Source organism: Nocardioides sp. NPDC047086 (genome assembly GCF_040643685.1).
GTDB lineage: Bacteria > Actinomycetota > Actinomycetes > Propionibacteriales > Nocardioidaceae > Nocardioides.
In genome coordinates, this window is record NZ_JBEYUV010000006.1 from 82,643 (window position 1) to 100,978 (window position 18,336).

Consider the following 18,336-nt stretch of genomic DNA (forward strand, 5'->3'; position numbering starts at 1 on the left):
ACCGCTCCCCCACCGCCCGATGCTATGGTCTAACCAATTGACCATTAGGAGGCGGATATGAGCGGCACGCTGATCATCGGGGCCAGCCAGGCGGGGCTACAGGTCGCCACCACGCTGCGCGAGCTGGGCGACGGCTCGCCCATCACCCTCATCGGCAGCGAGACCCACCTGCCCTATCAGCGCCCACCGCTCTCCAAGGCGTACCTGGCCGGCAAGGTCGGCCCCGAGGGACTGAGCTTCCGCGGGGCGGAGTGGTATCGCGAGAACGCGATCGACCTGGTGCTCGGCGAGAAGGTCACCGGGGCCAGGCTCCCCGCCGAGGACCGACCGGGCGTCGCGGTCACCTCCACAGGGCAACGCCTCGAGTTCGACCGGCTCGCCCTCACCGTCGGCGGCCGTGCCCGCCGGATCCGGGTGCCCGGCCACGACCTGGACGGCGTCTGCTACCTGCGCCACCTCGACGACGCCGGCGAGCTGCGCCGCCGGCTGGGCTCCGCCCAGGACGTCGTGGTGATCGGCGGCGGCTTCATCGGCCTCGAGGCAGCAGCAGCAGCCCGTGCGGCGGGCAAACGTGTCACCGTCGTCGACATCGCCGACCGGCTGCTGGCCCGCGCGGTCGCCCCCGTCGTCTCCGACTTCTATCTCGACGCCCACCGTCGGCGGGGCACCCACGTGATGCTCGGCGCCGGCGTCGAGGAGATCCTCGGCTCCTGCGGCCGGGTCGCCGGCGTCAGGCTTGCCTCCGGTCAGTACCTGCCCGCCGACCTGGTGCTCGTCGGTGTCGGCCTGCAGCCACGTACGGAGCTCGCCGAACAGCTGGGCCTGGCCGTCGACGGGGGCATCGTGGTCGGCACAGACGCGCGTACGTCCCACCCCGCTGTGGTTGCCGCCGGCGACTGCACGGTCACCACCCACCCCGCCCGCGGCTCCCTGCGACTCGAGTCGGTGCAGAACGCCGTCGCCCAGGCGAAGGTCGCCGCGGCCACCCTCGTCGGCGTCGCCCCGCCCGACACCGGCATCCCGTGGTTCTGGTCCGACCAGGCAGACCTGAAGCTGCAGGTCGCCGGGTTGAACAGCGGCTACGACCAGGTCGTGGTGCGCGGCGAACCCAGCAGCGAGTCCTTCTCCGCGCTCTACTACCGGGCCGGTCAGCTCATCTCGACAGACTCCGTCAACGCACCTCGTGACTACATGGCCGTCCGCAAGATCCTCGAGCGCGGCGGCAACGTGTCTCCGGCCGCCGCCGCGGACCGCGACGTAGCGCTCAAGGCGCACTTGAAGGCCATCGCCTGAGTGACGAGGGATCCAATCATCGGCGCCGCGAGGCACTGATCACCGTCGACGACTTCGCCAACGACCCGGACCGCACCGAGAGAGAGAGGCCCCCGTGGACCGACCGACACAACCAATCACCTCCTACGATCCCGCCCGCACCGCCCTCGTCGTCTTCGACATGCTCGAGGCCTACCGCCCGGCGATCGAAGAAGCCGGATCACACCTGACCACCGCCAAGCTGATCGCGGCCTGTCGCTCGGTCGGGACACCGATCTTCTACGCCCGCGCCGACCACCGAATCGATGGCGCCGACTTCGCCAGGACGATCGCCGACACCGACTCCGCCTTCGTCCCGTGGGGTCCGGACAACCCGATCAAGCACCACCCGCCCCACGACAGCGGTTCCCCCCAGTATCAGGTCCTCGCCGAGCTCGCGCCGCAGCCCGGGGACTACGACGTGCCCAAGCATCGTTGGTCCGCCTTCCACGGCACCCACCTGGAGGTGTCGCTTCGCAGCCGCGGGATCGAACGGATCCTGCTCGTCGGCGGGTCCGTCCACGTCGGCATCGCCGCCACGGCGTACGACGCCCGCGACATGGACTTCCAGGTCACCGTCGTCGAGGACTGCTGCAACGGCTTCCTCGAGCAGCGCGAGTTCTTCATGCGCAAGGTCTTCCCGCGCATGGTCAACGTACGCACGCTCGACCAGGTCATCGACGCGCTCGGTGCCTGATCCCTGCAGATCTGAACCAGAGAGGAACGCGTTCCGATGAAAGCGTGGATGGAGAACGCACCCGAGCAGGAGCTCGCCGGACTTCGAAGCGGACAGCTCGACCTCGGCCAGAAGTCGGCGCTGATCGTCGTCGATGTCACCTACGGCTTCACGGGATCGGAAGGCCTGACCCTCGATGAGGCCAGGAAGGAGTACGCCACGGCGTCCGGTCCGGTCGCATGGGAGGCGATGCCACGGATCGCCCGCCTGATCGAGCTCGCCCGCGGCCAGAACGTGCCGGTCGTCTATACGCGCACGAGCATGAAGGACCAACAGTTCGTGGGGCGCGCGACGAAGAAGGTCAGGCGCGACGACCCGGACCAGACCGGATTCGGCGACATCCCGGATGCCATCGCCCCCGAGGAAGGCGACTGGGTCATCGAGAAGGCCAAGGCGAGCGCGTTCTTCCAGACGCCCCTGTCGGTCTTCCTCACCCGGGAGAAGGTGGACTCCGTCATCGTCTGCGGCGTATCGACATCGGGATGCGTCCGGGCCACCGTCGTCGACTCCTGCTCGTACGGCTTCAGCACATTCGTCATCGATGACGCGTGCTTCGACAGGTCTTGGTTCGCACATTGCAACAACCTCTTCGACATGGGCACCAAGTACGCCGACGTGCTCTCCGTCGATGAGATCGAGAAAAGGTGGCACGCCTGAGGGCGCGCTTCGATCACGAGGAGGCGACATGAAGAAGCACGTTCAGATGACAGGAATCGGTACCATCGCGACCGCGATGCTCCTGACCGCCTGCGGCGGCAGCCCGATCGCCAACAGCGCACCGGAGGCGAACGAGGATGCCACCGCGGTCTACGACAAGATCAACGCCCTCACCGGCCAGGAGCGCACCGATCAGCTGGTCGAGCTCGCCGAGAAGGAGGGCAAGCTGACTGTCTACACCTCGAACACCGACATGGAGACGATCATCGAGGCCTTCGAGTCGGAGTACGACATCGACGTCGAGCTCACCCGGGGAAATTCCGAGACGGTGCTGCAGAAGCTGCTCACCGAAGGCAGCGCCGGCAAGCTCGAGGTCGACTTCGTCGACAACAACGCCAACGAGCTGAACATCATGGCCGACCAGGGCTTCCTCTACGACTACGAGAGCCCGTACCGCGACGCCGTACGTCCCGACGGCCAGATGGACGGCTGGACCTCCCACTACTTCAACGCGTTCGTCGTCGGCTGGAACACCGACAAGGTCAAGTCCGCAGACCTGCCGAAGGAGATCAAGGACTTCGCCGACCCGAAGTGGAAGGGGCTGATCTCGCTCGAGCTCAGTGACATCGACTGGTACGCCGCCGTCTCCACCTACTACCTCGACCGGGGCATGAGCCAGGCCGAGGTGGACACGATGTGGAAGGGCATCGCGGCCAACGCCTCTGTCGAGAAGGGCCACAGCACGATGGGAGACATGCTCGCGGCCGGCAAGCTGGACATCGCCCTCTCGATCTACCAGCACACGGTGGACGGAGCCGCTGACGACCACGGCGCCCCGGTGGCGTGGAACCCGAACGACCAGCACGTCGAACCCGTCGTCGTCCGCCCGAACGGGGCCGGCCTCATGACCGCCGCCGAGCACCCCGCAGCCGCCATGCTGTTCATGGACTACGTGCTCAGCGAGGGGCAGCAGACGATCGCCGACGTCCACCGGATCCCGACCGTGGAGGGAGTCCCCTCACCCATCGACCAGGTCGACACGATCGGCGTGCCCGACGAGGAGATGACCGGCGACAGGTACGAGTACTGGGACGACAAGTACCGCGCCCTCGTCGGCGGTTGATGCGGTGAAGACGGTCCCGGGACAGCAGCAATTCGGCGAGGTCTGAAGACGGATGAAAGGGGTGTCGTGGCTCGTCCCCCGGGCCACGACACCCCTGCTGCCGGGACCGCTCACCCGCCGACGAGTGCGCGGTACTTATCGTCCCAGAACTCGTAGTCCTCCGTGGCGATCTCCAGCGGCATCGGGACCGTCTCCACGCCCGCGATCGGACTGTCCTCACGCGGCACGGATCCCACCCGGAAGTTCTCGGCCATGAGCTCCTGACCCTCCTCCCCGAGCATGAAGTCGAGGAACAGCATGGCCGCCGCCGGATGGGGTGCTGACCTGACGACGCCGGCGCCGGTCGGGCTGATCACGACAGGACCGACGTGATGGCCCTCGGAGTTCCACTCCACCGGGGCGCCGGTCTCCGCGGCGGCCCCGTCGACCGTGTGCTGGTAGATCGACAGCGCGACCTGCAGCTTGCCCGCCGAGAGCATGTCTCCCATCGTGCTGTGGCCCTTCTCGACCGAGGCGTGGGCGGCGATCGCCGCCCACATCTCGTCTACCTCCTGCTCACTCATGCCCTGCCCCAGGTAGTACTGCGACACTGCCGCGTACCAGTCGACGTCACCGATCTCGAGGGAGACGCGTCCTTTCCACTTCGGGTCCGCGAAGTCCTTGATCTCCTCGGGGATCTCCTCCGCGTCGACCGCGTCGCTGTTCCAGCCCACGACGAACACATTGAAGTAGTTCGCTGTCCAGCCCTCCAACCGGGCCTCCTCGACGACGGCGTCACGGTACTCACTCTCGTAGTCGTAGAACACGCCCTGCTGTTCGGCGAAGATGTTCTCCTTGTACGGGTTCTCGATGACGTCGACGTCGAAGTTGCCGGACTCGGCCTCGGTCATGACCTTCTGCAGTACCGTCTCCGACTGCGCTCGGGTCGGGGCGACGTCGATGTCGTAGGCCTTCTCGAACGCCTCGATGAGCGCATCCAGGTCGGTGTTCGAGTGGTAGATGGTGAGCTCGCCCTCGGCCTCGGCCAGCTCGACGAGCCGGTCGGTACGCTCCTGTCCGCTGAGCCCGTTGATCTCGTCGTAGACCTTGGCGGCATCGGAGTCCGTCTCGGAGCCGCCCGCGGTGCCGCCGCAGCCGGCCAGCGCCAGGGCAAGGGTCGCGGTAGCGGCCGCCCCGACGAGAACGCGCCAGTTCATATCGTCTCCCTGTCGATCGGTTTCAAGGTGGTGCCCGGCGTGATCAGCTCAGGCCGATCAGTGCCGCCGGATTCGTGGCCGCGGCCTGCCGGATCGCCTCCTCGGAGAGGCCGGCGTCATGGACGGCCCCGAGCAGCATCCGCATCAGTGCCGACGGCGAGGGGTTGCTCCCACCGAAGTAGTCACTGGTGAAGACCGCCCGGGAAGCGCCAATCTCACCGACCAGCGCGACCACCTCGGCAGGGTCGTGGCGCCCGGGCGCTACCGTGGGCCAGCAGAACTCGACGTACGCCCCGAGCTCAGCCGCCTTGCGGACCGCCTCGTGCGGCGCACCGACCGAGCCCGACAGCGGGTGCCCGCACAGCACCTTCTCGAACCCGATCGCGTTCGCCTCCTCAGCGATCGCGAGCGATTCCCGCCAGGACAGGTGCCCGGTGCTGAGCATCATGTCGTTCGCAGCGACCAAACGGATCACCTCGCGAGCGTCGTTGGTGAGCTCGTGGTCCTCGCCGAGCACGCTCAGGGTCCCCATCCGCTGATGGTCGAAGTGCTCGAAGGCCTCGCTGAGACGTCTGCCGAAGCCACCTCGGGCAGCATCGTTGACCGAGCTCCATGTGGGCATGAAGACCGCCCGCGCTCCCAGGTGTGCGGCGACTTCGACCGCCCAGGGGTCCAGGCCGCCGGTATGGGTGTTCAGCGTGATGCTGCCGAAGACCTCGACCGGTCCCTCGTACAGCTTCTCGAGGTAGGGGACGACCGACATGGTCGGCCACAGGTGGGACTTGAGCACGACGGCACGGGTGCCAGCCTCTTCCGCCTCCGGCAGCCACTCCCACTCGGAGGCCGCCTTGCGGAAGAGGGTCTGGGAGAACTCGACATCGACGTGACAGTGCAGGTCGACCGTGTCGCGGACGAGCCTGTCGTAGACGGTTTCCATCGATGGCCTCAGTGCATGCAAGCGCCACCGTCGACCACAAGGGTCTGACCGGTGACGAAGTCGCTGTCAGGTGAGATGAAGAATGAGACAGCGCCAGCCAGGTCCTCCGGCATCTGGACGCGCCCGAGGGCGCGGTCCCCGACACGGGACTTGCGGTACTCCACCGTCCTCTCGTCCGGGTTCTCCTCGCTCAGTGTGCTTCCCGGTGCAACGCAGTTGACGCGGATCCCGTCCGCTCCGACCTCACGGGCCAGGGTCTTGGTGAAGCCCAGGATCCCGGCCTTCGAAGTCACGTAGTGGATGCGCCCGGCCGAGCCCTTGATGGCGGTGCCGGAACTGACGTTGACGATCTTGCCGTAGCCGTTCCTGGCCATGTGTGGGGTGACGGCCTTGCACATCTGCCAGGTGCCGCGCAGGTTGACCCGCATCATCAGGTCCCACTCGTCGAGCTCGATCTCCGCGAACGTCCCGCGCGACATCGGTACGACCGAGAAGACCGCGGCGTTGTTGACCAGGCCGGTGACCGTGCCGAACTCCGCCACAGTGCCCGTTATCAGGGCCGCGACGTCGGCCTCGACAGAGATGTCGGTCCTGAGGGCCAGTGCCTTGCCACCGGCCGCGGCGACGTCCTTGGCCTTCGCCTGAGCCCCGGCCTCGTCGAGGTCGGCGATCACGACGGCGTAGCCGTCCGCGGAAAGCCGGTCGACGTACGCCGAACCGATGCCGTGCGCGCCGCCGGTGATGATGACCGCGCCCGGGGTCGTCTGGTTGGTGCTCATCGAGATCTCCTTCGTAGGTGCAGGTCAGAGGGTGATGGTCACGGACTTCTCGCGGCCATAGCTGAGCAGCTCGTCGAGCGAGCTCTCCTTGCCTAGGCCACTGCTCTTGAAGCCTCCGAACGGAGACCCGGTCGGCCGCTTGCCGGTGCCGTTGACCGAGATGTATCCGGAGTCGATCCGTCGGGCCGTACGAAGCGCCTGGGAGATGTCGTTGGTCCAGACGTTGCCGGTCAGGCCGAACTCGACGTCGTTGGCCTGGGCGATCATCGTCTCGTAGTCATCCCAGTCCAGCACGGAGACGACCGGGCCGAAGATCTCCTCCTTGGCGATCCTCATGTCCACCGTGACATCGGTGAATGCGGTGGGCTCGATGAAGAACCCGGCGTCGAGACCCTCGGGCCGCTTGCCGCCGTAGGTGAGCGTGGCGCCCTCGTCGATGCCGACCCGGACGTAGGAGCAGACCTTCTCGTAGTGCTCGCGGAAGGCGATAGGGCCCATGTCGGTGTCGTCACGCATGGGGTCGCCGACCTTCAGCTCGGAGAGCCGCTTGACCAGCGCGTTGACGAACAGTTCCTTGACCTCGCGGTGCACGAACACCCGCGACGAGGAGCCGCACGACTGCCCCATGGACCGGGCGAAGTTCATCGCGGCCGCGGAGGCGACGGCGGCCCGTTCGGCGTCGGCGTCCGGGAAGACGATCATCGGGTTCTTCCCGCCGAGCTCGAGGCTGACGTGCTTGATCGTCGGGGCACCCGCCTGCATGATCCGGGCGCCGGTCGGAACCGACCCCGTGAACGCCACCCGGGGTACGTCCGGGTGACCGGAGAGGGCCGCGCCCGTGGTGGCGCCGGAGCCGGTGACGATGTTGAGCACGCCCGCGGGGAACAGGTCCTTGACCAGCTCGGCCAGCCGGAGCGCGGACAGTGACGACTGCTCCCCCGGCTTGGCGACCACCGGAGCGCCTGCGGCCAGAGCCGCAGCGACCTTGCCGGAGATGAACTTGACGGGGTGGTTGAACGGAACGATCCGGGCAACGACCGGATAGGGGACGAACTCGGTGTAGGTGAGCTGGTCGGGTCCGCTGGGGATCGTCTGTCCCTTCGTCTCGCCGGCCAGTCCGGCGAAGTAGCGAATCTCGTTCGCCGCGCTGGTCACGTCGGCCCGCATGCTCGCGACCGGAAGCCCCGCGTCGAGCGCGTCCAGCTCGGCCAACTCGTCGCGGTGCTCGTCGAGCAGATCGGCGTAGTCACGCAGCATGCGGGCTCGTTGCGTCCACGGCGTACCGCTCCATTCGGGGGACACCCGTCGCGCAGCGCCGACGGCCCTGTCCACGTCCGCGGTGCTCGCGTCCGGGAGGTCGCCGAGGACCTGCTCGGTCGTCGGGTTCACGGCGGGAAGCGTCGCGCCGTTCGAGGCGCCGACGAGCTCGCCGTCGATGAGCATCTTGGGGGAGGGAATCCTGGTCACATCGTTCTCCGTCACTGTCGAGGTCGCTATCGAGGTCGCTATCGAGTCGATGGGTAGCTGTGCGCCGGCCGCATGGGAAGTCCCCGTCACATGAACTTCTCCTGGTAGAGGTCCGCCCACTCGTTGGTCTGCTTGAGCACCTGGTCCGGCTCGGTGAACTGCGCCTCGAAGCCACCAGGACCGGGCTTGAGCTTCGGGTCGACCGCGTCGACCTCCGGATGGGCGGGAATGCCACGCCCCTGCCGGATGATCTCCTGGCCCTCCTTGCTGAGCATGAAGTCGAGAAACAGCATCGCCATGTGTGGATGGGGCGGGTTCTCGAGCAACGAGATCCGGGAGTACTGCGCCGTGACCGGCTCCAGCGGGACCCAGGCGACAGGCGCACCGTCGTGCGCGGCATCCTCGACCTGGTCGTTGAAGATCTGGACCCCGAGATCCACCTGCCCGTTCACCACCCGGTCCAGCACCGATCGGCCGGACGAGTCGACGTTGGCGATCTTCTGCTCGGCTAGCCGGTCAATGTATGGCATCGCCCGGTCCTCGCCCCAGGCCTCGATGAGGTTCCCCAAGAACAACGGACCGCCCGAGGTCGGGCTCGTGCTCCAGGACATCTTCCCCCTCCATCGGGGGTCCAGGAGGTCCTCGTACGTCCTGGGCGCCTCGCCTGCGTCCACCTTGTCCGTGTTGTAGGCGACCGCCATGAAGTAGAGCAGCTGCGGGCCCCAGTAGCCGTCCGGGTCCTTCGCCTCGGCAGGATAGGCATCGAGCTCGGGCGATGTGAACGGCTGGATGATGCCGGCGTCCTCGAGCATGGTGGCGGTCCCGGTCCCGTCGACCACGTCGACGTCATGGCTCCCGGCCCGGTACTCCTCCATCGCCTTCGAGGCGACGTCGGTCGAGTTCGCTCGGTAGAACTCGACCGACGCGAAGGGGTACTTCTTCTCGAACCCGGCAGCGAGCGGCTCGGCCAGTTGGTCCGGGATCGTGGTGGTGTACCAGAGAAGATCCTTCTCCTTCTTGGCGCCCGCAAGCAGCATCTCCTGCCGGTCCGGGCCCGTGTACATCGCGATGTCCGAGGTGTCCTCCGCCGGGACTGAGCCTGAACCGCAAGCCGTGACGACCGACAGGGCCATGAGTACGACCGCTGCTGTCGTAAGTGTTCTCCGACGCATCACACTCCCTTTCTCGCCCGCCTCGGCGAAGCGCGCTTCACAGCACGGAGGGGACGACCTTTAAATCCATATGACCATTAGTCCAAACCACGAGATATGGGTAGGCGCCCACTCGGCACCGAGGGAACGAACGGCCTCTCCGACCGTCCGGCCTCGCGCCTCGAGGGTGCATGGAATTCAGCGCATGTCCGGATCGACGTCCGCGATAACGGGGAGTCGATCCTCAGTAGATTGTTCGACTGTAGCGATCGTACCGATTCGACCACAAGTGTTTTGTAGATAAATGTCGGGACGATGTCAGTGCTGTTCGAGGGTCTCCTGGGCCCAGGACCTCGCGATCAGCGGGACGACGGCATCCACGATCGGGTTGTGCGGGGCGGACCGGTAGGCCAGGACCTGTTCCAGCGTTCCCGCGTCAGGGATCTCCCGGAAGACGACGCCTTCCTGCGGCAACGCACGCACGCCCTCGGGCACGACGGTCACCCCCAGGCCCGCGGCGACCAGACCGAGCAGGACCGACGTCGTCAGCCCAGCGTGCTGCCTGCGTGGCGAGAATCCGGCCTCGAGGCAGACGCGGTTCACGGCCTCGTTCAGCGGTGAGTGCTGGCTGCTGTAGGCGACCCAGGGATCGTCACGAAGGTCGACGATAGAGATGTCTGCCTGGTCGGCGAGCCGGTGTGTCGCCGGGATCGCGAGCAGCAACGACTCCCTGATGAAGGGGACCGTCGTGAGCCCATCTCCCACCACCGGCGGTCGCAGGATACCGAGCTCGAGCGTGCCCGCACGCAGCGCGTCGCACTGGTCCGGGGTAAGCATGTCGCCCTGCACAGACAACGCGACGTCGGGCAGTTCCTCCCTCAGGACGCGAGCGATGCGTGGCAGATAGGCGTAGGTCGCGGTGCCCGTCATCCCGATCCGAAGCAGGCCTGCCTGTCCGGCGGAAAGCCTGGCGACACCTGAGGCCGCCTCGTCGATCCGGCTGAAGATCTGCTCTGCCTCTGACTGGAGGAACGCGCCGGCAGCCGTCAAGGTCACCAGCCGAGTCGTGCGGTCGAGGAGAGTGACACCGAGCTCGGTCTCCAACGCGCGGATCGCTTGCGAGATCGTCGATTGGGAGACCTGCAGCCGCTCGGAGGCCTGCCCGAAGTGGCAGGTCTCCGCCACCACGGCGAAGTAGCGCAGCTGCCGCAGGTCCATGCGAGAAATTCTCCCCATCTCCGAGCGGTCGCGGACGACCCGAGTCGGAACGATTGTCTCGCTGCACCTTAGCCGCCCTTCACGAGCAGCCGCTCGCTGACGGCGGGGCGGGTGCCCGGGTCCTCCACCCGCCCCGTCACGCGAGCCCTACTTCTGTCCGGTCACCTCCGCGTACATGTCCTGGTAGGTGTCGAACTCGTCCTTGAGCTTCTCGACGTCGACGGAGACGATCTCGGTGCCGTCGGCGAGGCCGGCCCCGGCGTCCTTCTTCAGCGCGGAGGTCAGTCCCGCCTCCCGGAGGACCTGCTGGCCGTCGGTCAGGATCCACACGTAGAAGAGGTAGGCGGCGGCCGGGTGCGGGGCGCTGTTCATCAGGGCGACGCCGTTGGGGCGCTGCACGATGGGCTGGACCACGGGCTCGTACGACAGCGGCGCACCGGTCTTGGCCACGCCGGCGGTCTGGTAGTCGTAGGTCGACATCGCGACGGCGTACTTGCCGGCGGCGAGCTGGCTCATCTGGGCGGCGTGACCGTCGACCATCGCGGAGTTCGCGGCGATGGCCTTGAAGAGGTCGGTGACCTGCTGCTCGCTCATCCCCTTCTGGTCCATGTAGTAGCCGCGCAGCGCCATGAACCAGTCGACCTCGTTGATCTCCATGGACAGCTTCCCCCGGTACTTCGGGTCGGCGAAGTCCTCGATCCGCGTCGGCCAGTCCGCGTCGGGGAGCTTCTGCGTGTTGCGGGCGACGACGAACCGGTTGAGCCGGTCGGCCGTCCAGCCGTCCTTCTGCCCCTCCTCGACGATGAGGTCGCGCTCGGGACCGGTGAACTCGCCGAAGTGCCCCTCGCCGGCCAGCGCGGTCAGCTCGAAGCCGTTCAGCTCCAGCACGTCGGCACCGTTGTCGTTACCGCCCGCCTGCTCGGTGTCGACCTTGGTGATGACGTCCTCCGACGACATCCGTGGCATGTCGACCTCGATGTCGTACGCAGCCTCGAACGCCTTCTCCACGACCGGGGCGGACTCGGGAGTCAGGGTCGAGTAGACCGAGAGCCTGCCCTCCTTCTCGGCGGCCTCGACCAGCTGCGTCATCCGCTCCTCGCCCTCGAGGCTGTTGAACCTCTCGTAGACGTCGGCGGCCTTCTCGATGTTCTCCTGGTTGCCGACAGCGGCGACGCTGCCCGCTCCGCCACCGCAGCCGGTGAGCACGAGCGAGGCGGCGGCCGCAGCGACCAGTCCGGTGCGGATTCTCATGGCTGCTCTCTCTCCGCGTCGGGGTCGAGGTCCTGGATCAGCAGGGTGTTGATCCGGTCGGGGGTGATGCCTGCCATCTGCTCGTACGCCTGGTCGGTCATCGGCATCGGGTAGCCGATCGGCTCGGCCATCCTGCGGGCGTTGTCGATGTCCTTCTTCCACCAGGTGAAGCGCATCTCCTGGATCTCGTGCAGCGTCGTGCTGTTCGCCGGGCTGTCGTAGAGCGCCACGCGCAGCCTGGACGGGTCCACGCCGAGTCGGCGACCCAGCAGCATCGCCTCGTGGATGCCGGCGATCTGGATCCAGTGGCACAGGTTGTTGACCGTCTTGCCGACCTGGCCCGACCCGAGCGGGCCGAGGTGGTGGACGGCCTTGGTCCACGGCTCGAGGCAGGGGCGGATGCCGTCGAGCACGGCCTCCTCGCCACCGACGAGCAGGTTGATCTCACCGTTCTCGGCACCGCGTACGCCACCGGTCAGCGCGGCGTCGAGGACCGAGACGCCGTGCGGCGCTCCCACCTTCGCGATCTCCTCGCACGTCTCGGGGGTGACCGAGGCGCTGATCACGATCACCGAGCCCGGCCTGGGCGCGGACAGCAGCCCGTCCTCACCGAGACAGACGGTGCGTACGTCCGCGTCGGAGGGGACCACGACCAGGATCACGTCGTTGTCCGCGATCTCCGTCAGCGTCTCCGCGGCCTTCGCGCCACGGTCGACGACCTGCTGCCGTACCTCGGTGTCCACGTCGAGCACCGAGGTCGGCACCCCCGCGTCCACCAGATGCTCGGCCATCGGGCGACCCATCGCGCCCAGGCCGATGACTCCCACACTCTGCGTCATCTCGTTGTGTTCCTTTCCTCGAACCAGTTGGTGATGCGTCAGCGGCTGCCGTGGAAGAAGCCGCCGTCGACCAGCAGGTCGGCGGCGGTCACGAAGCCGGCGTCCTCGGAGGCCATGAACGCCACGGCGGCGGCGATGTCCTCGGGCCGGCCGCCGCGGCCGAGCAGGTTCTCCCGCTTGCGGCCCTCGGGCTCGACCTCCTCGCCGACGGGCGAGCCGACCTTGTTGGGGATGACGGTGTTGACCCGGATCCCGTGGCCGCCGAGTTGGTTGGCCATCGAGCGCGACATGTTGAGCACGCCGGACTTGGCGACGCCGTAGACCAGCGCGTTGGGACGGCCGTGGAAACCGGAGGTCGAGCCGATGTTGATGATCGCGCCCTGCCGATCGGTGGCGACCATGTGCCGCCCGACGTACTTGCTGCAGAGGAAGACGCTGTCGAGCGTCACCTTCAGGACGCGGTGCCAGACCTCCTCCTCGAGGTCCAGCACGGTGGCGCCGCGGTCGGTGATCGCGACGTTGTTGACCAGCACGTCGATGCCGCCGAGCTGCTCGACCACGCTGGCGACCAGCGCCTGCACGTCGGCGCTCTCGGAGACGTCGCAGGTGAAGAACCGGGCAGCGCCCGGGTGGGTCTCCTCGATCTCGGCGACGGTGCGCTGACCGCGGTCGGCGTCGAGGTCGACCACAGCGACCGTGACCCCCTCGTCGGCGAACCGCTTGGCCACCGCCGCGCCGACGTTGCGGCCGGCCCCGGTGACGAGGGCGACCTTGTTCTCGAATCTCATCTGTCTCTCCTGGGTTCTCGGCAGGTTCTCGGGGTGGTCACACCGCAGCGCGAAGCCGCGCGGTCTCGGGTTCGTCGACGCGACAGCCCGCGCCGTCGGGCGCCAGCGCGACGCCGTAGTCGCGCCGCGCCCCTTCGACGCTCACGTAGCCGTCGAGGACATCGGCGACGACCTCGTCCACGGGACGGGTCCGCGGGTCGCCGTAGCCGCCGGCACCGGTCATCTCGCGGCGCAGGACGTCACCGGCATGCAGTCGATACGTGCCGTCCGCGGACACGATGACGTGCTCGTGCGGCGTACCCGGGTTGACGACGGTCGCTCCGGGAGACCCCGGCAGGCCGCCCTCGCGCCCGTCCGGCGCCGAGAGCATCTGGCCCACGCGGCTGCTGAACTGGCCCTCGCCGTGCATGCGGTACTCACGGACGTACGCCAGACCGCCGCGGTGGCGTCCCGGCCCACCGGAGTCGGGGACCAGCTCGAAGCGGACCAGCTCGACGGGGAACTCCGACTCGATGATCTCGATCGGGGTGATGGTGCCGTTGGCGACGTGCGCCTTGGAGGCCGAGACGCCGTCTCCGTCGGCGCGGGCGCCGATCGCACCGGCCGGCAGCTCGTACTGCACCCTCGGGAACCGGCCGCCCTCGTCGAGGTGGGCCAGGGTGCCGCTGATCCCGCGGCTGCTCTCCGCCATCCGAGCCAGCGGCAGGATCTCGGCGAACGCGTCGAAGACGGCCTCGGCGGCCACGTTGGCGATCGGCATGTAGGTGTTGACCGGTGCCGGGATGTGCGGTTCGAGGCAGGAGCCTGGACGGGTGCGGCTCTCCACGGCGAGGGTGAGCCCCTCGTTGGAGGGCAGGTCCGGGTCGACGAGGCACTTGAGGGCATAGCTGCACACCGCCCGCACCAGCGGCGGCCGGATGTTGTACGGCCCGACGACCTGGTCGTCGGAGGCGGTCCAGTCGAAGCTCGCTCGGTCCCCCGCGATGGTCACCGAGACCCGTACGACGATGGGCTCGCCACCCTCCAGACCGTCGCTGTGCACCTTGGCGCTGCCGGTGTAGACGCCGTCGGGCCACTCCGCGAGCGCGGCGCGGACACGGTTCTCGGTCAGCAGGTAGAGCCGCTCTCCGGCTGCCGCGACGACGTCGGCACCGTGCTTCGCGCACAGGTCTGCGACCCGCGCGGCGCCCAGCCCGGTCGCACCGACCTGACCGCTGAGATCGCCCAGGACCAGCTCGGGCGTACGGCTGTTGGCGGCCAGGATCGTCTCGACCTCCTGCACCACGGTGCCGGCGGCCATGAACCGCACCGGCGGCAGCATCAGGCCCTCGTGGAAGATCTCCCGGGCCTGACCCGAGCTGCTGCCTGGGACCATGCCGCCGATGTCGCTCTTGTGCGCGATGGAGGCGCTGAAGCCGAACAGCCTCCCGTCCAGCACGATCGGCGAGATCAGCGCCATGTCGGGCGCGTGCGGGCTGCCGCCGTAGTAGGGGTGGTTGACGACGAAGGCGTCGCCGGCCGCCAGGGTCTCGGCGGGATAGCGCTCGAGCAGCGCCTCGACGCAGGCCGGGAAGGCACCCAGGTGCAGGGGCAGCACGGTGAACTGCGACAGCACCCGCCCCGAGGGGTCGAGGATGGCACAGCTCGCGTCGCGCGACTCGCGGACGATGGTCGAGTAGCCAGTGCAGAACAGGGCGTTCTGCATCTCCTGGACGATGCCGCCCAGGCTCTGGCTGATCACCTCGACGGTGATCGCGTCGACGGTCTTGTCGGAGGTGGTGGTCATCAGCTGTTCTCCACGATCAGGTTGCCGAGCGGGTCGACGGTGACGTGCTGCCCGGGGCAGACGACGGTCGTCGAGTCGTACTGGTCGATCAGGGCGGGCCCGTCGAAGGTGTGGCCGGCGCGGAGCTTCTCGCGCTGGTAGACGCTCACCGGGAACGGCGTCTGCGAGACCTCGGAGAAGTACGCCTCGCGCATCGCGACCACCGCGTCGGTCGCCGGCCCGGTGGCCTCCTCGACGGCGGCCAGCTCGACCGAGGGCACCCGGCCGTACGCCTCGACGCGGTAGTTGACGACCTCGACCGGCTGACCCGGGGCGTTGTGCCCGTGGCACTGCTCGTGGATCACGTCGAAGTCGGCGCGGATCTCGGCGACGTCCTGCGGGGTCCGCGGGAGACCGGAGAGCGGGACCGGGTTCTCATAGCCCTGCCCCGCGTAGCGCAGGTCGGCGTAGTAGCGGAACGCCATCTCGTGCGCGGCGAAGCCCTCGGCGCGGAGCTGCTCCTCGCCCTGCCGGCGCAGGTCCTCGAAGAGCGCGGTCATCTCGGCCGGGTCGACGGCGGCGATGTCGGAGAGCCGGCTGCGCAGGTAGTCGTGCTTCACGTCGGACATGAGCAGGCCCAGGGCCGAGAAGGCACCCGGATACAGCGGGATCACGACCTTCGCCAGACCGAGGTCTCGCGCGATGCGGCAGGCGTGCAGCGGCCCGGCCCCGCCGAAGGGCACCAGCGCGAACTCGCGCAGGTCGAAGCCGCGCTCGGTCGAGATCGACTTGACCGCCTCGCCCATCTGGACGTCGATGATCTTCACGTGGCCCTCGGCGGCCCTGAGCAGGTCCATGCCGAGCGGGTCGGCGAGACCGGTCCGTACGGCCTCCTCGGCCAGCGACCTGTCGATCGTCATCGCCCCGCCGAGCAGAGCGCCGGAGTCGAGGTAGCCGAGGACGACGTTGCAGTCGGTCGTCGTCGGCTCGGTGCCACCGCGCAGGTAGCAGGCGGGACCCGGCACCGCACCGGCCGAGGCCGGTCCGACGTGCAGCGCGCCGTGCCTGTCGACCCGGGAGATCGTCCCGCCGCCCGCGGCCACCGTGGTGATGTCGAGCATCGGGATCGCGATGTCGCGGCCGTCGATCTTGGAGCGGTCGGTGATGACCGGCTCGCCGTCCTGGATCAGGGCGACGTCGGTGCTGGTGCCGCCCATGTCGAAGGTGATGATGTTCGGTGCGCCGGTGTCGCGGCTCAGCGCGCTGCCCGCGGTCACTCCCCCGGCCGGGCCGGAGAGGATGGTGCCGACCGCGCGGCCTGCCGTGGAGGCGAACGGGGCCGAGCCTCCGTTGGACTGCATCGTGAAGCGGGCCTCCGGGGCGACCTTGAGCTCGTCGAGCTCACCCTCGAGCTTTCGCACGTAGCGGCCCAGGATCGGGGAGACGTACGCGTTGATGACGACGGTGCTGAGCCGGAAGTACTCCCGGATCTGCGGCAACAGCTCCGAGGAGGTCGAGACCCACCACTCCGGGTGCGCCTCGAGCAGCATCTCCTTGACGCGGCGCTCGTGGGCGTCGTTCATGAAGGCGAAGAGCAGGCAGACCGCGACGGCCTCCACGCCCTGCTCCTCGAAGCGGGTGATCAGCCGCTCGACCGAGTCCTCGTCGAGAGCAGCCCGGACCGTGCCGTCGGCGGCGATGCGCTCGGCAGCCTCCCCGGTCCGGCGCCCGGGAGCGAGCAGCGCCGGCTTCTGGTAGCCGAGGTCGAAGACCGCAGGACCGTACGGCCTGCTCTGCTCCATCGTCTCGTAGATGCCGGTGAACCCCTCGGTCACGACCAGTCCGACGTTCGCGCCCTTCTCCTCCAGCAGCGCGTTCGTCGCCACGGTCGTGCCGTGGGAGAAGAAGACGATGTCGCGCGCGGCGATCCCCTCGGACTCGAGGACGTCGAGGCCGTCGAGCACCGCTCGGCCGGGATCGTCCGGCGTGGACGGGACCTTGAGGATCCGGTGCCGGCCGGTGTCCTCGTCGAGCAGCACGAAGTCGGAGAACGTTCCTCCGGTGTCGACGGTCAGACGATATCTCGGCACGGGCAACCTCCAGCAATGGACTAATGTTCTTTGGTCAGTCCATATGACGCCCGTCACACCCGTCAATGACCGGTGGCAGGTCCGTGCGCAATTGCCCTCGATCCAGAACGAAACGTTCTGAGTCGCTCAGAGCACCCCGGCGGCGGACAGCAGCGGGACCACTGCCTCGACGAGCGGGTTGGCCGCTCCGGCGCGGTAGCCCAGCACCAGGTCCAGCGTCCCCGCCTCGGGAAGGTCCCGAAAGACGACGCCCTGCAACGGGTGCGAGCGCACACCCTCGGGCACGATCGCCACCCCCAGCCCGGCGGCGACGAGCGCCAGGAGCACCGATCCCCCGGCCGCCTCGTGCTCGCGACGTGGGGCATATCCCGCTCCGGCACACAGCCGGGTGACCCGCTCGTTGAGCGCCGAGTGCGGGCTGCTGTAGCCGACCCAGGACTCCTCACGCAGGTCGGTCAGCGAGACCCGCGCCGCCCGCACCAGCCGGTGCGCCGCCGGGAGCGCCAGCACCAGGGACTCCGAGATGAACGGCGCGGTGAGCAGATCCCGACCCAGCACGGGCGGCCGCAGGATGCCGATCTCGAGAGTCCCGTCGCGCAGCCGCTCGCACTGCGCAGGGGTCAGCATGTCGGCGTGGATCCCGAGCGCGACGTTCGGCAGGGCGCGCTTCACGGTCCGGGCGATCCGCGGGAGATGGGAGAAGGCGGTGGTGCCGTTCATCCCGATCCGGAGCAGGCCGGCCTGCCCGGCCGACAACCGGCGTACGCCGGCGATCGTGTCGTCCAGGCGCCCGAAGAGCTGGTCCGTCTCGGCCTTGAGGAACTCCCCCGCGGTCGTCAACGTCACCTGCCGCGTCGTCCGCCTGAAGAGCGTCACCCCGAGCTCCTCCTCGAGCTGACGCACCTTCAGCGAGAGCGCGGGCTGGGCGACCTGGAGCCGCTCCGCCGCGCGACCGAAATGGCAGGTCTCCGCGACGGCCGCGAAGTAGCGGAGATGGCGCAGATCCATCGACCTCTCCCCTTCCCCGG

Annotated in this window: 16 protein-coding genes; 4 read left to right on the forward strand and 12 right to left on the reverse strand. The window is 68.3% G+C overall.

The window, feature by feature from the left end; genetic code table 11:
- Nucleotides 1-57: 57 nt before the first annotated feature.
- The 4 genes from ABZ796_RS06805 (at nucleotide 58) to ABZ796_RS06820 (ending at nucleotide 3,827) form a co-directional block, all read left to right on the forward strand.
- On the forward strand, nucleotides 58-1,293 hold the full coding sequence (locus tag ABZ796_RS06805; RefSeq protein WP_357335634.1) for an FAD-dependent oxidoreductase: 1,236 nt from the start codon (nucleotides 58-60) through the stop codon (nucleotides 1,291-1,293).
- Nucleotides 1,294-1,387: 94 nt separating this feature from the next.
- Nucleotides 1,388-2,008 carry an isochorismatase family cysteine hydrolase gene (locus ABZ796_RS06810; RefSeq protein WP_357335636.1) on the forward strand — a complete coding sequence of 207 codons (621 nt, stop codon included), beginning with the start codon at nucleotides 1,388-1,390 and terminating at the stop codon, nucleotides 2,006-2,008.
- A 48-nt stretch (nucleotides 2,009-2,056) separates the two neighbouring features.
- Nucleotides 2,057-2,704 (forward strand): isochorismatase family protein, encoded by a 648-nt coding sequence (locus ABZ796_RS06815; RefSeq protein WP_357335638.1) that lies wholly within the window; start codon nucleotides 2,057-2,059, stop codon nucleotides 2,702-2,704.
- A 28-nt stretch (nucleotides 2,705-2,732) separates the two neighbouring features.
- Complete coding sequence (locus tag ABZ796_RS06820; protein ID WP_357335640.1) at nucleotides 2,733-3,827, forward strand: extracellular solute-binding protein; 1,095 nt, start codon at nucleotides 2,733-2,735, stop codon at nucleotides 3,825-3,827.
- A 110-nt stretch (nucleotides 3,828-3,937) separates the two neighbouring features.
- Here ABZ796_RS06820 and ABZ796_RS06825 read toward each other — a convergent pair whose 3' ends face one another.
- The 12 genes from ABZ796_RS06825 to ABZ796_RS06880 form a co-directional block, all read right to left on the reverse strand.
- Nucleotides 3,938-5,023, reverse strand: a complete 1,086-nt coding sequence (locus tag ABZ796_RS06825) for an ABC transporter substrate-binding protein (protein WP_357335641.1) — start codon at nucleotides 5,021-5,023, stop codon at nucleotides 3,938-3,940.
- A gap of 43 nt (nucleotides 5,024-5,066) precedes the next feature.
- A complete protein-coding gene (locus ABZ796_RS06830) occupies nucleotides 5,067-5,960 on the reverse strand; it encodes a DUF6282 family protein (RefSeq protein ID WP_357335643.1) in 894 nt (297 codons plus the stop codon).
- An 8-nt stretch (nucleotides 5,961-5,968) separates the two neighbouring features.
- Nucleotides 5,969-6,739, reverse strand: a complete 771-nt coding sequence (locus ABZ796_RS06835) for an SDR family NAD(P)-dependent oxidoreductase (protein ID WP_357335644.1) — start codon at nucleotides 6,737-6,739, stop codon at nucleotides 5,969-5,971.
- A gap of 24 nt (nucleotides 6,740-6,763) precedes the next feature.
- Nucleotides 6,764-8,206 carry an aldehyde dehydrogenase family protein gene (locus ABZ796_RS06840; RefSeq protein WP_357335646.1) on the reverse strand — a complete coding sequence of 481 codons (1,443 nt, stop codon included), beginning with the start codon at nucleotides 8,204-8,206 and terminating at the stop codon, nucleotides 6,764-6,766.
- Nucleotides 8,207-8,292: 86 nt separating this feature from the next.
- Nucleotides 8,293-9,270: an extracellular solute-binding protein gene (locus tag ABZ796_RS06845; RefSeq protein WP_357335648.1), complete on the reverse strand. Its 978-nt coding sequence runs from the start codon at nucleotides 9,268-9,270 to the stop codon at nucleotides 8,293-8,295.
- A 405-nt stretch (nucleotides 9,271-9,675) separates the two neighbouring features.
- Nucleotides 9,676-10,575, reverse strand: a complete 900-nt coding sequence (locus ABZ796_RS06850) for a LysR family transcriptional regulator (RefSeq protein ID WP_357335649.1) — start codon at nucleotides 10,573-10,575, stop codon at nucleotides 9,676-9,678.
- A gap of 147 nt (nucleotides 10,576-10,722) precedes the next feature.
- Nucleotides 10,723-11,826 (reverse strand): extracellular solute-binding protein, encoded by a 1,104-nt coding sequence (locus tag ABZ796_RS06855; RefSeq protein WP_357335651.1) that lies wholly within the window; start codon nucleotides 11,824-11,826, stop codon nucleotides 10,723-10,725.
- Nucleotides 11,823-12,665 (reverse strand): NAD(P)-dependent oxidoreductase, encoded by an 843-nt coding sequence (locus ABZ796_RS06860; protein WP_357335653.1) that lies wholly within the window; start codon nucleotides 12,663-12,665, stop codon nucleotides 11,823-11,825. The genes ABZ796_RS06855 and ABZ796_RS06860 overlap by 4 nt, the downstream gene beginning before the upstream one ends.
- A 38-nt stretch (nucleotides 12,666-12,703) precedes the next feature.
- Nucleotides 12,704-13,453, reverse strand: coding sequence for an SDR family oxidoreductase (locus ABZ796_RS06865; RefSeq protein WP_357335654.1), 750 nt, complete (start codon nucleotides 13,451-13,453; stop codon nucleotides 12,704-12,706).
- 37 nt (nucleotides 13,454-13,490) lie between these two features.
- Nucleotides 13,491-15,239 (reverse strand): hydantoinase B/oxoprolinase family protein, encoded by a 1,749-nt coding sequence (locus ABZ796_RS06870; protein ID WP_357335656.1) that lies wholly within the window; start codon nucleotides 15,237-15,239, stop codon nucleotides 13,491-13,493.
- Nucleotides 15,239-17,308 carry a hydantoinase/oxoprolinase family protein gene (locus tag ABZ796_RS06875; RefSeq protein WP_357335658.1) on the reverse strand — a complete coding sequence of 690 codons (2,070 nt, stop codon included), beginning with the start codon at nucleotides 17,306-17,308 and terminating at the stop codon, nucleotides 15,239-15,241. The genes ABZ796_RS06870 and ABZ796_RS06875 overlap by 1 nt, the downstream gene beginning before the upstream one ends.
- A 126-nt stretch (nucleotides 17,309-17,434) precedes the next feature.
- Nucleotides 17,435-18,316 (reverse strand): LysR substrate-binding domain-containing protein, encoded by an 882-nt coding sequence (locus tag ABZ796_RS06880; protein WP_357335659.1) that lies wholly within the window; start codon nucleotides 18,314-18,316, stop codon nucleotides 17,435-17,437.
- Between the last annotated feature and the right edge of the window lie 20 nt (nucleotides 18,317-18,336).

Excerpts from the sequence above, each read along its gene's own strand:
- ABZ796_RS06805 (WP_357335634.1), top strand. The coding sequence starts at position 58 with ATGAGCGGCACGCTGATCATCGGGGCCAGCCAGGCGGGGCTACAGGTC.
- ABZ796_RS06815 (WP_357335638.1), top strand. The coding sequence starts at position 2,057 with ATGGAGAACGCACCCGAGCAGGAGCTCGCCGGACTTCGAAGCGGACAG.
- ABZ796_RS06820 (WP_357335640.1), top strand. The coding sequence starts at position 2,733 with ATGAAGAAGCACGTTCAGATGACAGGAATCGGTACCATCGCGACCGCG.
- ABZ796_RS06825 (WP_357335641.1), bottom strand. The coding sequence starts at position 5,023 with ATGAACTGGCGCGTTCTCGTCGGGGCGGCCGCTACCGCGACCCTTGCC.
- ABZ796_RS06830 (WP_357335643.1), bottom strand. The coding sequence starts at position 5,960 with ATGGAAACCGTCTACGACAGGCTCGTCCGCGACACGGTCGACCTGCAC.
- ABZ796_RS06835 (WP_357335644.1), bottom strand. The coding sequence starts at position 6,739 with ATGAGCACCAACCAGACGACCCCGGGCGCGGTCATCATCACCGGCGGC.
- ABZ796_RS06845 (WP_357335648.1), bottom strand. The coding sequence starts at position 9,270 with ATGTACACGGGCCCGGACCGGCAGGAGATGCTGCTTGCGGGCGCCAAG.
- ABZ796_RS06850 (WP_357335649.1), bottom strand. The coding sequence starts at position 10,575 with ATGGACCTGCGGCAGCTGCGCTACTTCGCCGTGGTGGCGGAGACCTGC.
- ABZ796_RS06855 (WP_357335651.1), bottom strand. The coding sequence starts at position 11,826 with ATGAGAATCCGCACCGGACTGGTCGCTGCGGCCGCCGCCTCGCTCGTG.
- ABZ796_RS06860 (WP_357335653.1), bottom strand. The coding sequence starts at position 12,665 with ATGACGCAGAGTGTGGGAGTCATCGGCCTGGGCGCGATGGGTCGCCCG.
- ABZ796_RS06865 (WP_357335654.1), bottom strand. The coding sequence starts at position 13,453 with ATGAGATTCGAGAACAAGGTCGCCCTCGTCACCGGGGCCGGCCGCAAC.
- ABZ796_RS06870 (WP_357335656.1), bottom strand. The coding sequence starts at position 15,239 with ATGACCACCACCTCCGACAAGACCGTCGACGCGATCACCGTCGAGGTG.
- ABZ796_RS06880 (WP_357335659.1), bottom strand. The coding sequence starts at position 18,316 with ATGGATCTGCGCCATCTCCGCTACTTCGCGGCCGTCGCGGAGACCTGC.